Origin of the sequence: Geobacillus subterraneus, assembly GCF_001618685.1 — a bacterium.
GTDB classification, from domain to species: Bacteria; Bacillota; Bacilli; order Bacillales; family Anoxybacillaceae; genus Geobacillus; species Geobacillus subterraneus.
On record NZ_CP014342.1, the window covers coordinates 2058103 to 2071353 of the forward strand.

The window sequence follows — 13251 nt, forward strand, 5'->3', positions numbered from 1 at the left end:
GTGCGGTGGAATAGTTTAAGGGGAAGAAGCGGCCGGTCAGCCGCCGGCCGCGAGCGTCTCTAACAAAAAGAAGCAACCGTATTTGGCGGTGCGGACGCGAATGTCATCGCGCGTGCCGGATAAGGTGAGGCGGTGGACGGCTGTGTCACGCCCGCGGACGGCGATGCCGACATAAACGGTGCCGGGCGGGTGGCCCTCAAGCGGGTCGGGGCCAGCGACGCCGGTAAAGCTGATGCCAACATCAGCGCCGCACATCGCACGGACGTTTTCGGCAAGCAAGCGGGCGCACGGTTCGCTCACCGCCCCGTCCGTCTCAAGCAGCGGCTGCGGTACACCAAGCACCTGTTCTTTCACGCCGTTTGTGTAGCAGACGACGCCGCCTTGCACGACAGCCGACGCGCCCGCGATGGCTGTCAGCTGTTCGAGAAACCACCCGCCGGTCAGACTCTCAGCTGCAGCGACCGTCCATCCTCTTTCTTTTAACCGTTCGATCGTTTTCGTAAACAACGTTTCGTCGTTATATCCGTAACAATAGCGGCCGACGCGCATCAAAATGGCCGCTTCCGTTTCATCAAGCAACCGTTTCGCTTCCGCCCCGTCCCGGTGCTTCGCCGTCAGGCGGAGCGTCACTTCCCCATCGCCGGCCAGCGGGGCGATCGTCGGGTTGGACTGGGCGTCAATCAAATCGGCGAGCGCTGTTTCCAGCGCCGATTCACCGATGCCAAAAAAGCGAAGCACGCGCGATTCGATGCGCTCTGAAAGCGAAAATGCACTGCGCAAAAACGCGCGCCCGTATTTTGTAAACATCGGCCTCATTTCTTTCGGCGGCCCGGGCAGCAGCATGTATGTAATGCCATTGACTGAAAGCGCCATCCCCGGCGCCATGCCGTGCTCGTTTTTCAACACTGCCGATCCTTCCAAAACGAGCGCCTGCTTTTTGTTGTTTTCTGTCATTGGCCGGTTCGTGCGGACAAAGTACGCTTCAATCGCCCGCAACGCCTCCTCGTCAGTGACGAGCCGGCGGCCGAGCAGGCGGGCGATCGTCTCTTTCGTCAAATCGTCTTTTGTCGGGCCGAGCCCGCCGGTAAAAAGGATTAAGTCCGCCCTCGTCTGCGCTACGTTGACCGCCTGTTCAAGACGGGCAGCATTGTCGCCGACGGCGGTATGGAAATAGACGTTAATGCCAAGTTCGGCGAGCTGCTGCGACAAAAACTGGGCGTTCGTGTTGGCAATTTGTCCGAGCAGCAACTCGGAGCCGACAGCGATAATTTCCGCATTCAACGGACGTTATCCCCCTTTCTGGCCGGCTATTTTGAATGAGAAAAAGCATGTTTGTTTTTCACAAAGTAATCCCAGCCGGACCAAATGGTGAAAACTACCGCCACCCAAAGCGCCAAATCGGCAAATGGGAACGGGATGAGCGAAAATGGGACATTATGCAGCAACAGGGCGGAGATCGCCACAATTTGCGTCCACGTCTTAATTTTTCCAAGCACGTTGGCGGCGACCACTTCCCCTTCGCCGGCGAGCACCAACCGCAGCCCGGTGACAGCAAATTCACGGCTGATGATGACGATCACCATCCACGCCGGAGCGAAACCAAGCTCGACAAGCACGATCAGCGCCGCCGATACAAGCAATTTATCAGCGAGCGGATCTAAAAATTTCCCTAAATTTGTCACTAATCCGTATTTGCGGGCGTAATACCCGTCAATCCAGTCAGTCGTTGAAGCGATGATGAAAATGAGCGCGCCGATCAGATGGGCGATCGGGAGCACCGTCTTACCGATTTGGATGCTTCCCCATCCGAACGGAACAAGCATCACGATCAAGAAAAACGGGATGAGCATAATGCGCGCTATCGTAATTTTATTCGGCAAGTTCACAACGAATACCTCCGCTAGTTCAACATCGATCCGGACAACGAAGCGGCTTCCTTTCCGCGAAAAAGCCGCTTCTTGTCATTATTTTTTCAGGATGAAATGCAGCTTTTGGTACACTTCGTCTTTCGGGGCAAACGGATAGGTAAACGGCTTACCGTTTACTTTCATGTCGACGTCGAGCGTGCGCCCGATCTTCACCCATACTTCGCTTTCGGCTGACAAGTCGAATGTTTTCGTTTGCCCTTTGGTTAAGTTGCCGCGGTAAAACGAATGGCCTTTCGTGTTGTACACTTCGATCCATGACGTCCCTTTGGATGCCAATTCAATAGCAAAAGAACCATCATGTTTCACCTCGATGGTCGCTGTATTGCCTTGCTTTGTCGTCACGCTGAGCGCAGCGGTTGGGGAAGCCGGCTTTTCTTCCCCGGCCGCCGGCTGTTCGTTTTCCTCTTTGGCCTTCTCATCCGTTTCCTTCGCTCGTTGTTTTTCTTTCGCCTGTTCAAGCGGCGAGTTTTTCGGGCTTTCGACCTCTGCCGTCTCCGGGCTCGTCCGCGCCGGCGGCTCGCTCGCCGTGCCGCGCTGAAGCAGCACCCAAACAAGAACAGCCGCCCCGATGACAACCGCCGCAGCGATCAGCTTCGGCAGCCAATCGAGCCATTTCGCCCCCTCGGCAGAAAGCTGCTGGCGCGTTTTCACGCGTGACAGCGGCTGCGGCATATCATCTTGATAAGACTGCGGAATGTCTTGTTTATATTGTTCAAACAGCTCGTCCGGGTCGAGGCCGACCGCCTCGGCGTATTGCCTGATGAAGGCGCGCACATAAAAGTTGCCCGGCATGATGGCGTAATTTCCTTCCTCGATGCCGATCAAATACCGCTTCTGAATTTTCGTCATCTCTTGCAGTTCGTCCAAGCTAATTTGCTTTTCCTCCCGCGCTTCCCGCAAACGTTTTCCTAATTCCGTCAACGGCCAACACCTTCCATTTTTTAATTAAAACCCAAATTCAGAAAAGCCGTCGCCGCCCAACAAGGACGGGCGCTCGATCGCTTCGTAGGAAATATCTTCGTCCGGCTCATGGCGCAGCTCGATAATATAATGAAAATCGTCAAGCGTATATTCCGTATGGCGAACAAAAATGTCCGGATGTTCCACGACTTTCGTCGCCTCAAGGCGCATCAGTTCGCGAACGAGCTGCCAGTGCTGCTCATTCGCCCGGCGCGTCGAGACGATGCCGTCAATGATGAAAATGTTGTCCTCGCTATATTCATCCTCCATCAGCTGGGTGCGGATCGTCTGTTTGATCAGCGTCGATGATACAAACAGCCATCGCTTATTGGCGCACACGCTGGCGGCGACGATCGACTCCGTCTTGCCGACGCGCGGCATTCCGCGAATGCCGACAAGCTTATGCCCTTTTTCTTTAAACAGTTCCGCCATAAAATCGACAAGCAGTCCGAGTTCGTCGCGGACAAAGCGGAACGTTTTTTTATCGTCGGCATCGCGCTGGATGTAACGGCCATGGCGGACGGCCAGACGGTCAAGCAGCTTCGGTTGGCGCAGCTTCGTCACCGTAATGTTGTCCATCGTCCGCAAAATCGTCGCCAGCCGCTCAATTTGCTCGTTGTTGTCGCAAAGAAGCAGCATGCCGCGGCGCGAATCCCGGACGCCGTTGATCGTCACGATGTTGATCGACAACATGCCAAGCAGCGATGCAACGTCACCTAACAGCCCCGGGCGGTTGACATGAATTTCGTACTCTAAATACCATTCCTGCTTGCCCATCCCGTCTCCTCCCTTGTCGGTGTCCGCACGAACGCCTTATGCTAAGTTCATACTACTATAATCGTGAACGGAAAAGCAACCGAAAAGGGGAAAGAAAAAAGAGAGGGATTCCCCTCTCTGGCGATTGTTATTTTTGTTGGACAAGCTTCACCATCATGTTGGCAAGAACGTGCTGTTCCTTTTCATCGGCCACTTTCCAAAGGTCGGCCAGCACCCGTTCCTCCGGATTTTTCGGATCGACGTTTCTTGCTAAGTAGTCCCCGATTTGATAGGCCACGTCCGAGATCACTTGCTGGGTCAGCCCTTGTTGTTGCGCTTGTTGGAGCCGATCGGCTAAAAAGTCTTTCCATTGTTCAAAGTTATCCAATACCGACATATGCATTCCCTCCTTGATGAACGTTTCAAGGATAGTTTGCCTGCCCCAACAGAAAATATACGCTTAGCAATGCCAACCGCCGTTGACAGAAATGACTTGGCCGGTGATGTAGGAAGCCGCGTCGGATAAAAGAAACGCCACCGTTTTCGCCACTTCTTCAGGCGTGCCGAGCCGACCGGCCGGAATTTCGTCGGCCAGCGCTTCAAGCTCCTCGGCGCTGAACGCCCGCAGCATATCGGTAGCAATCGCCCCGGGCGCGACCGCGTTGACGCGGATGCCGCTTGGGGCGAGCTCTTTGGCGAGCGCTTTGGCGAACGCATTCTGCCCGCCTTTTGTCATCGAATACACCGCTTCACACGATGCGCCGCAAAGCCCCCAAATCGACGAAATAAACACAATATGGCCGCGCTTTCTCGAAATCATTGGCGGCAGCAGTTTTTTCACGAGCTGCGCCGGACTTGTCACATGGAGACGCACCATCCGTTCGATCAGTTCATCATTCATATCGGTCAGCAATCCGTAATAGCTCGCTCCACTGTTATAAATGATGGCGTCCACCGGACGGTCGATTTGCGAAAGAAGCTCCTCGACTCCGCCAGGCATGGACAAGTCGGCTTCAAGCGGGACGACGTGCGTGTCTGCCAGCTCTTTTTGTAACAGTTCGACCGGCGCCCGCCGCCGATAGTAATGAAGCAGCAGCCCGTAGCCGACTTTGGCCAGCTCGCGGGCGATGCTTTGCCCGATGCCGCCTGAAGCGCCGGTGATTAATGCGTAATTCATCGAACGTCCTCCCCTTCCTTTTGCCGCAAAAAAGCATCCTTCTCATGAAGGATGCCGTCATTGTCCTTTTGGCACAACTTCACAAACGGCGATTTGCGAGTCGCGGAAGCACGAGTCGGCGACAGCAGCAATATCGTCAAGCGCAAGCGACGAGAGCGCCGGCAAAATGTCAAACAAACTGGCGCCGTAAAACGCGTAGCGCGTAAACTGGTTGGCGATATATTCCGGCGAGTTGAGCGCGCGCAAAAAGGCGCCCATTTTTTTCTTTTTCACCCGCTCGAGCTCGTCTTTTTGCACTGCATCGGCTGAAAACGACCGCAGCACCTCCTGCACCTCTGCCGCAAGCCGTTCCGCATCTCTCGTGTCGCCGCCGACGAGGGCAAAGCCAAATTCGCGCTCTTCCGTATAGTCGTACATAAACGTATCGTCAATCAACCCTTCGCGGTACAGCCGTTCGTAATGCGGCGAGCTTTTGCCGAACAAGTAATCGAGCAGCACGTGAAACGCGAGCTCATGGCGAAGCTTTTGGCCGCCGGCATTCGGCACGGACGGCGCTTTAATGCCGACAAAACATTTATTCGTCTGCACGTGCATCGGAATGACTTTTTTCTTTTCCGCCACGCCGCTTGGCTCTTCGTACACAAACCGCTTCACCTCCGGCGCTTGCGGGAACGACTTCTTCGCCTGGTTGTCGCGGATTTGCTGCATCATTTTTTGTTCATCGACCGGGCCGACAACAAACAACAGCATGTTGCTCGGGTGATAAAACGTTTCGTAACATTCATACAGCAGTTCTTTTGTAATCTCGGCAATCGATTCGATCGTGCCGGCGATGTCGATTTTGACCGGATGGTGATGGTACATGCTTTCGATGGCGCCGAAGTAAACGCGCCAATCCGGGTTGTCGTCGTACATGCGGATTTCCTGGCCGATGATGCCTTTTTCTTTTTCGACCGTCTTGTCGGAAAAATACGGCGTTTGCACAAAATCCATCAATGTCTCCAAGTTTTTCTCGACGTTGTCGGTGCTCGAAAACAAATAGGCGGTGCGGGTAAACGTCGTAAAAGCGTTCGCCGAGGCGCCTTGTTTGCTGAACTGCTGAAACACGTCGCCATCCTCTTTTTCAAACAGCTTATGCTCCAAAAAATGGGCGATGCCATCCGGGACGCGTTTCATTTCCGATTTTCCGAGCGGGACGAACTGGTTGTCAACCGAACCGTAGTTCGTCGTAAACGTCGCATACGTTTTGTGAAACCCTTTTTTCGGCAAAATGTAGACATCCAGGCCATTGTCCATTTTTTCATAAAACAGCGCTTCTTGCAGCGTTTCATACACCCGTTTTTCCATCTTCCGTCGCCCCCTCCATTCCGGTCAGAAAGTACACCGTATCGAGCGCCACCTTTTCGGCGACGCGCACGACATCCTCGCGCATCACGCCATCCGTGCCGGCAAGCCATTCATCTAACGGGCGTTTCCGCGTTGAGACGACGTTATGGTACAGCACCTCGACAAGCCCGCGCGGCGTATCAAGCGTCTCAAGCAGCTGGTTGCGGATCACCGCTTTTGTTTGTGCCATTTCTTCATCCGTAAAATCGCCGTTTTTCATCGCCTGCATTTGTTCATCAATGATGCGGCGCGCCTTCTCGTAATTGGCCGGCTCAATGCCGGACATGACGAGCAAAAGCCCTTTATGGCTTTCAAGCCGGGATGCGGCATAATAGGCGAGGCTCGCCTTCTCGCGCACATTGATAAACAGCTTCGAATGGGAAAACCCGCCGAAAATGCCGTTAAACAGCTGCAACGCGTAATAATCGTCATCTTCGTACGTCACGTTTGTGCGGTAGCCGATGTTCAGCTTCCCTTGCTTGACATCTTGCCGCTCGATGACTTCATTCACTTCCCCACGTGCTTTTGCCGGAGCGAGCGGCGCGCGCGCCGGCTGCGGACGGTCAGGGAGAGAAAAGCGCCGCTTAACGGCAGCGAGCACGGTCTCCTCATCGACGTCGCCGATGACATACAAGTCAAGCTCATCTTCGGCTAGCGCCTGTTCGTAATAGCGGTACAGTTGTTCGGCTGTGATGGCATCTACATCCCCAAGCTCGCCGTTTGGCGAGAGGGCGTAAGGCTCGCCTTTGCACATCTCTTGCACAAGGCGCATGCTCGCATAGCGCATTTTATCATCATATACCGCTTGAATGCGCTGGCTTAGCGCCCGCTTTTCCCGGGCGACGATGTCCTCAACAAACCGGCCGCCTTCGAGCGCCGGGCGGAACAAGAGATCAGCGAGCAGTTGAAGCGCTTTCTCTAGAAGCGGCGTTTGCTCCGGCAAAAACCGTTCGTTCGCCACATCAATGCGGACCGTCATAATATGGTCTTCACCTTTTTTCGTTAAATCGACGTTCAGCGTCGCGCCGTACAGCTCATCCAGGTAAGTGCGCAGCGCCTTGACGCTCGGGTAATCGACCGTGCCGCTTTGCAGGACGTACGGAAGCAGCGCGCGCAGCGTCACCGTTTCCTTGGCGAGCGGCGCTTTCATTTTCCAGACGAGTGTATTCGTTTTGTATTTATCGGTCGAAATCGTATGGACACGAACCGGTCCGACCGCCGTTACTTTTTCATCGACCAATCCAACTCCTCCTTTTCCTTCGTAAAGTGGACGGTATGCTTATTGTGAGATGTCTTATCAACAATATACCTTTTGCCAAGCGGAAAATGCAAATAAATCCATCGCCCCTCTCCGCCGGACCAACAAAAAACGGCTGCCCGTTTTTGTTCGGACAGCCTGTCTGCTTACCGTTTTCCTTTCACATATGGCGTGCCGGCCGCTTTCGGCGCTTCGGCACGGCCGATAAAGCCGGCGAGCGCTAAAATCGTGAGCACATAAGGGGCAATGAGCAAATACACTGTCGGAACGTTTTCCAAAAACGGGATTGTTTGTCCAACGATGCTTAAACTTTGCGCCAATCCGAAAAACAGCGCCGCCCCCATCGCGCCCATCGGATGCCATTTGCCAAAAATCATCGCCGCAAGCGCCATAAATCCGTGCCCGGAAATCGTTGCATGGCTGAAGTCGCGGGAGATGATCGTCGCATACACCGCACCGCCTAGGCCGCCGAGCGCTCCGCTGATCATGACGGCGATATAGCGCATTTGGGCGACGTTGATCCCCATCGTATCGGCCGCCATCGGATGTTCGCCAACAGCGCGCAGCCGAAGGCCAAACGGAGTTTTATAAATGACGTACCAAGAAACGAATGCCAAAAGAATCGCGATATACGACGGCGCGTACGCATTGGAAAACAGCAGCGGGCCGATGACCGGAATATCGCTTAACACCGGCACGTCAATTTTGTCAAATCCGACTTGAATTTGATCTGTTTGCCCTTTGCCGTACATTTTTTTCACCAAAAACAGCGACAAGCCGAGGGCTAAAAAGTTGATCGCCACCCCGCTGACGACTTGATCGGCGCGAAACGTCACCGAAGCGACCGCATGGAGCAAAGAAAACAATGCGCCGACCACGATGGCTGCCACCAAGGCGAGCCATGGCGTCAACGGGCCGAGCTGGTCGGCAAACGTTAGATTAAAAACAACGCCGATAAACGCACCGATGATCATCAGCCCTTCAAGCCCGATGTTGACAACGCCGGACCGTTCGCTAAACACGCCGCCAAGCGCGGTGAAAATAAGGGGAGCAGCAAAGAAAATCGCTGTCGGGATAATCGTTTGCAGTACGTCATACACGTTCACTTACTCCGCCCCCTTTTGCCAACGAGATAACAGCCAGCGAATCATATAGCTGGATGCGACAAAGAAAATAATAAGCGCGATAATAATATCGACGAGTTCCGTTGGCACGCCGGCGCCCGAGGGCATCTCAAGCGACCCGACTTTCAAGGCGCCGAACAGCAACGCGGAAAGCAAAATGCCAAACGCGTTGTTGCCGCCAATTAAGGCAACAGCAATGCCGTCAAACCCAAGGCCGGTAAACCCGGCTTTCGTCGAAATATTGCCGAACGTGCCGAGCCCTTCCATCGCCCCGGCCACGCCGGCAAAGGCGCCGGAGATGACCATGGCTAAAATGATGTTGGCGCGCACGTTCATGCCGGCATATTGTGAGGCATGCTGGTTGAATCCGACCGCCCGCAGCTCAAATCCTTTCGTCGTTCGTTCAAGCAAAAACCACATGACAAACGCGGCGGCAATGGCGATCAAAATGCCGTAGTGCATCGTCGAATGGTACGTGATGGACTCCAAAAATTCCGATTGGAGCGAGGCGCTTTCCTTGACCGGGTCGGACTTGAACCCTTCATCCGACAGCACGGAACGGATGATGGCGTTCGTCACGTGCAAAGCGATATAGTTCATCATAATCGTAATAATGACTTCATGCACTTTTACGTACGCCTTTAATACGCCCGGAAGCAATCCCCATAGCGCCCCGGCTAAAGCGGCGGCCAAAATGGCTAGCGGCAAATGGATGATCTTCGGCAAGTCGAAAGATACGCCGACCCAAACGGCGGCCAGCCAGCCGACGATGAGCTGACCCTCGACCCCGATGTTAAACAAACCGGTGCGAAAGGCAAAGGCTACCGCCAGCCCCGTTAAAATGTAAGGCGTCGTCTGGCGGATCGTTTCCCCGATGTAATACGCATCTCCAAACGCCCCGTATATGAGGGAGCCAAAACCGGCGACCGGATTGTAGCCGCTTGCGAGCATGACGACCGAGCCGGCGATCATACCGAGCAAAACGGCCAACAATGGAATCAAAAACTGCTGGAGACGATTCGACCTCATGACGACACACCTGCTTCCTTCCGTTTGCTTCCAGCCATCAGCAGTCCGAGTTCTTGTTCCGTCGTTTCTTTCGGATCAACGATGGCGACAATTTTCCCTTCATAAATCACGGCGATCCGGTCGCTGACGTTCATGACCTCATCAAGCTCAAACGAAACAAGCAACACCGCTTTTCCCCGGTCGCGCTGCTCGATGAGCCGCTTATGGATGAACTCAATCGCTCCGACATCAAGCCCCCTTGTCGGCTGGGCAGCAATCAATAAGTCCGGATTGCGGTCGACTTCGCGGCCGATGATCGCTTTTTGCTGGTTGCCGCCGGATAGCGCCCGCGCTTTCGTATATTCGTCCGGCGTGCGCACGTCAAACTCGCGGATGAGCTGACGGGCTTTTTCATAAATCGCTTGAAAGTTTAAGATGCCCCGTTTCGAATACGGCGGCTTATAGTACGTTTGCAGCACCATGTTTTCGCCGATCGGAAAATCAAGCACAAGCCCGTGCTTATGCCGGTCTTGTGGAATATGGCCGATGCCGGCTTCAATGATTTGGCGCGGCGGCAAGTTCGTAATCTCTTGGCCGTTTAGCCTAATCGTTCCTGATTCCGCCTTAATCAGGCCGGTTAGCGCTTCAATCAGCTCGGTTTGCCCGTTGCCGTCGACCCCGGCGATGCCGACGATCTCACCGGCGCGCACCGTCAAGTTCAAGCCGTTGACCGCCGTGACCCCTCGGGCGTCTTTGACGATTAAGTTTTCGATTTCGAGCACCGGCGTTCCCGGTTCGGCCGGCCGTTTTTCGGTCGTAAACTGCACCTCGCGGCCGACCATGAGCGCCGCCAATTCGTTCGGATTCGTTTCGGCAACGTTAAGCGTTGCGATTCCTTTGCCGCGGCGGATGACGGTGACGCGATCGCACACTTCCATAATTTCTTTGAGCTTGTGCGTAATTAAAATAATCGATTTTCCTTCGCGGACAAGCGTACGCATAATTTCGATGAGCTCGCGGATTTCCTGCGGCGTTAAGACGGCTGTCGGTTCGTCAAAAATCAAAATGTCAGCGCCCCGATAGAGCGTCTTTAAAATTTCGACGCGCTGCTGCATGCCGACGGAAATATCGGCGATTTTCGCTGTTGGGTCAACCGCCAGTCCATACCGCTCCGACAGTTCGCGCACTTCTTGTTCAGCTCGCTTCATGTCGATCGTTCCCGTCCGTGTCGGCTCGCTGCCTAAAATGATGTTTTCCGTCACTGTAAACGTATCGACGAGCATAAAGTGCTGGTGCACCATCCCGATGCCAAGGTCGTTGGCGACATTCGGGTCGGTGATGCGCACCGGCTTCCCTTTGACGCGGATTTCCCCGCCATCCGGCTGGTAGAGGCCAAACAGCACGTTCATCAGCGTCGATTTACCGGCGCCGTTTTCGCCAAGGAGGGCATGAATTTCCCCTTTTTTCACCTGCAGCGTAATGTTGTCATTGGCGACGAACGTGCCGAACACTTTGCGAATATTGAGCATTTCAATTACATATTCCAAGCCATTCACTCCCTACTTCGGCAAGGTCAAAATCACAAAATGAGAGGCGGCAGCATTTAGATAGATGCAACAAAAAAGCGGATCGTATCGTTGCGGAACAAATCGCTCCCTATATATAGGCCGCCCTTCATTTCGTGATTTTGAAAAAGGCTAGCGGCACGCACTAGCCTTTTTCCACTTTCCTTATTTCACCGTTGCGGCAAATTGTTCGTATTCTTTCCGGTTCGTCGGCACTTTCACTTCACCGTTAACGATTTTTTCCTTCCATTCGTCAACCGCCTTTAGCACATTGTCCGGGATGTTGTCTTGCGTCGGAGCAATGCCGACCCCGTTTTCTGGCAAGCCGTACTCAATCGTTTGGCCGCCTGGGAAGTCGCCTGCTTGCGCCCGTTTGGCAACGTCATAAACGGCCACATCGACCCGTTTCACCATCGAGGTGAGCGTCACGTTGTACGTTTTGTCGCCGATTTTCACTTCGCCTTCCGGAGCTTGGTCTTTATCAACGCCAATGACCCAAATTTCGCGGTTCGGATCTTTCTTCTTCAAATCTTTCGCTTCCGAGAAGACACCGTTTCCAGTCCCACCGGCCGCGTGATAGATAATATCAATGCCGGACGCGTACATGCTCGAGGCGATCGCTTTCCCTTTATCCGCTTGGTCGAAGGCACCGGCATATTGCACTTTGACAGTCGCTTTCGGGTTGACCGCTTTCACGCCGGCCCGGAATCCGCTTTCGAACTTCTCAATCAACGGAATTTCCATCCCGCCGACAAAGCCAATTTTATTCGTTTTCGTCATCAATCCGGCAACAACACCGACAAGAAACGACCCTTCGTGCTCTTTAAACGTGATGCTGGCAACATTCGGCGCATCAACGACCGTATCAACAATGGCAAAATGTTTTTTCGGATTTTGCTCGGCGACTTCTTTCACCGCATCGCCCATCAAATAGCCGATGCCGTAAATCAAATCAAAATCGCTGCGCACGAGTTTGTTTAAGTTTGTCACATAGTCGGCATCGCTGGCGGACTGCAAGTAGTCATAGCCGCCGCGCCCTTTCTCAAGGCCGTTGTCTTTGCCGAACTTTTGCAGCCCTTCCCAAGCTGACTGGTTGAACGATCTGTCGTCAACGCCGCCTACGTCCGTGACCATAGCAACGCTGAACGTATCTTCCTTATTGCCCCCTGCATTGTCGCCTCCTTGGCCGCCGCAGGCAGAAAGCAGCGTACCGGCAGCGAACAAAACGGAGAGCGCCCATCCGAATCGCTTTTTCATCATCCGTTACCCCCTACTTGAAAAATTTGTTCCTAATTAGTATGAAACTTCCGCTCTCTTTCTATGTACCGATTTCACCCCCTTAAAAACCGAATCGTTTCCGCATGACGTGGAAGCTGAACTTGTCGGAGCGGAAATAGTTCGTTGAGTAAAAAATCGGCTCATCGTTTTTATCGAAATGCATTTGTTTGAGCACGAGCAAGGCCGTTTCCGGGTCACATTGCAAAATCGGCGACACTTTTTCGTGATAGCCGAGCGGCTCAATGCGCGCGATGGCATAGGCAATATCGCGGTGCGCCTGATTGTGCAAGTTTTCAAACAGCGACTCATGCTCATACGAAATGCCTTTCGGCAAATATTTGCACAAAATTTTATCAAGGCAATAGACGACCGGCTCTCCATCGGCGGTGCGCACCCGCTCGATCAGCAAAATCTCATCGTCCGGGCGGCATTGAAAGCGGCGCATATCGTCTTCCGTCGGCTGCTGAATGGAGGAAGACAAAAAAATCGTCCCCGGCTTGCGCCCGGCTTGGCGGATCATGTCGGTGACGCTTGTGAGCTGCTCAATGCCGGACGTAAACAGCGGACGGGCATTGACAAACGTTCCGACGCCATGGCGGCGGATGATGATGTTTTCCTCCTCAAGCACCCGAAGCGCCTCCCGCAGCGTCGCTCGGCTGACCCCGAGCTGCTTGGCGAGCTCAAACTCAGACGGCAACTTTTGCCGTTCTTTGTATACTCCGGTTTCAATATCGTGTTTAATCCGGTCGATGACTTGCAGGTAAAGATGGCGGCTGTCTGATTTGATTGACATGACAACGTCCTCCACGTT

Annotated in this window: 13 protein-coding genes; all 13 read right to left on the bottom strand. The window is 53.9% G+C overall.

Annotated elements, in window-relative coordinates; translation table 11 throughout:
* Positions 1-36 precede the first annotated feature (36 nt).
* Complete coding sequence (locus GS3922_RS10050; protein WP_063166235.1) at positions 37-1281, bottom strand: competence/damage-inducible protein A; 1245 nt, start codon at positions 1279-1281, stop codon at positions 37-39.
* A 26-nt stretch (positions 1282-1307) separates the two neighbouring features.
* On the bottom strand, positions 1308-1886 hold the full coding sequence (pgsA, locus tag GS3922_RS10055) for a CDP-diacylglycerol--glycerol-3-phosphate 3-phosphatidyltransferase (protein WP_063166236.1): 579 nt from the start codon (positions 1884-1886) through the stop codon (positions 1308-1310).
* A 78-nt stretch (positions 1887-1964) separates the two neighbouring features.
* The gene (locus tag GS3922_RS10060) at positions 1965-2849 is read right to left on the bottom strand and encodes a helix-turn-helix domain-containing protein (protein ID WP_063166237.1); all 885 of its coding nucleotides are present in this window, start codon (positions 2847-2849) and stop codon (positions 1965-1967) included.
* A 24-nt stretch (positions 2850-2873) separates the two neighbouring features.
* The gene (locus GS3922_RS10065; protein WP_063166238.1) at positions 2874-3665 is read right to left on the bottom strand and encodes a DUF3388 domain-containing protein; all 792 of its coding nucleotides are present in this window, start codon (positions 3663-3665) and stop codon (positions 2874-2876) included.
* Positions 3666-3792: 127 nt separating this feature from the next.
* Complete coding sequence (locus tag GS3922_RS10070; protein ID WP_063166239.1) at positions 3793-4041, bottom strand: DUF3243 domain-containing protein; 249 nt, start codon at positions 4039-4041, stop codon at positions 3793-3795.
* Between the two features lie 63 nt (positions 4042-4104).
* Positions 4105-4821 (bottom strand): elongation factor P 5-aminopentanone reductase, encoded by a 717-nt coding sequence (gene ymfI / locus GS3922_RS10075; protein ID WP_063166240.1) that lies wholly within the window; start codon positions 4819-4821, stop codon positions 4105-4107.
* A 57-nt stretch (positions 4822-4878) separates the two neighbouring features.
* Positions 4879-6168, bottom strand: coding sequence for an EF-P 5-aminopentanol modification-associated protein YfmH (gene yfmH / locus GS3922_RS10080; protein ID WP_063166241.1), 1290 nt, complete (start codon positions 6166-6168; stop codon positions 4879-4881).
* Positions 6149-7447, bottom strand: a complete 1299-nt coding sequence (gene yfmF / locus GS3922_RS10085) for an EF-P 5-aminopentanol modification-associated protein YfmF (RefSeq protein ID WP_063166242.1) — start codon at positions 7445-7447, stop codon at positions 6149-6151. The genes yfmH and yfmF overlap by 20 nt, the downstream gene beginning before the upstream one ends.
* Before the next feature lie 164 nt (positions 7448-7611).
* The gene (locus GS3922_RS10090; RefSeq protein WP_063166243.1) at positions 7612-8571 is read right to left on the bottom strand and encodes an ABC transporter permease; all 960 of its coding nucleotides are present in this window, start codon (positions 8569-8571) and stop codon (positions 7612-7614) included.
* The gene (locus GS3922_RS10095) at positions 8572-9618 is read right to left on the bottom strand and encodes an ABC transporter permease (protein WP_063166244.1); all 1047 of its coding nucleotides are present in this window, start codon (positions 9616-9618) and stop codon (positions 8572-8574) included. It lies immediately after the preceding gene.
* Positions 9615-11144 carry an ABC transporter ATP-binding protein gene (locus GS3922_RS10100; protein WP_063166245.1) on the bottom strand — a complete coding sequence of 510 codons (1530 nt, stop codon included), beginning with the start codon at positions 11142-11144 and terminating at the stop codon, positions 9615-9617. Before GS3922_RS10100 ends, GS3922_RS10095 begins: the two co-directional genes overlap by 4 nt.
* Positions 11145-11327: 183 nt before the next feature.
* Positions 11328-12419, bottom strand: a complete 1092-nt coding sequence (locus GS3922_RS10105; RefSeq protein WP_063167377.1) for a BMP family lipoprotein — start codon at positions 12417-12419, stop codon at positions 11328-11330.
* Positions 12420-12501: 82 nt separating this feature from the next.
* Positions 12502-13233, bottom strand: coding sequence for a GntR family transcriptional regulator (locus tag GS3922_RS10110; RefSeq protein ID WP_063166246.1), 732 nt, complete (start codon positions 13231-13233; stop codon positions 12502-12504).
* Positions 13234-13251 lie beyond the last annotated feature (18 nt).

Bases quoted from the DNA above. Each gene is read 5' to 3' on its own strand.
- GS3922_RS10065 (WP_063166238.1), bottom strand. From the start codon at position 3,665: ATGGGCAAGCAGGAATGGTATTTAGAGTACGAAATTCATGTCAACCGC.
- GS3922_RS10070 (WP_063166239.1), bottom strand. From the start codon at position 4,041: ATGTCGGTATTGGATAACTTTGAACAATGGAAAGACTTTTTAGCCGAT.
- ymfI (WP_063166240.1), bottom strand. From the start codon at position 4,821: ATGAATTACGCATTAATCACCGGCGCTTCAGGCGGCATCGGGCAAAGC.
- yfmH (WP_063166241.1), bottom strand. From the start codon at position 6,168: ATGGAAAAACGGGTGTATGAAACGCTGCAAGAAGCGCTGTTTTATGAA.
- GS3922_RS10095 (WP_063166244.1), bottom strand. From the start codon at position 9,618: ATGAGGTCGAATCGTCTCCAGCAGTTTTTGATTCCATTGTTGGCCGTT.
- GS3922_RS10105 (WP_063167377.1), bottom strand. From the start codon at position 12,419: ATGAAAAAGCGATTCGGATGGGCGCTCTCCGTTTTGTTCGCTGCCGGT.
- GS3922_RS10110 (WP_063166246.1), bottom strand. From the start codon at position 13,233: ATGTCAATCAAATCAGACAGCCGCCATCTTTACCTGCAAGTCATCGAC.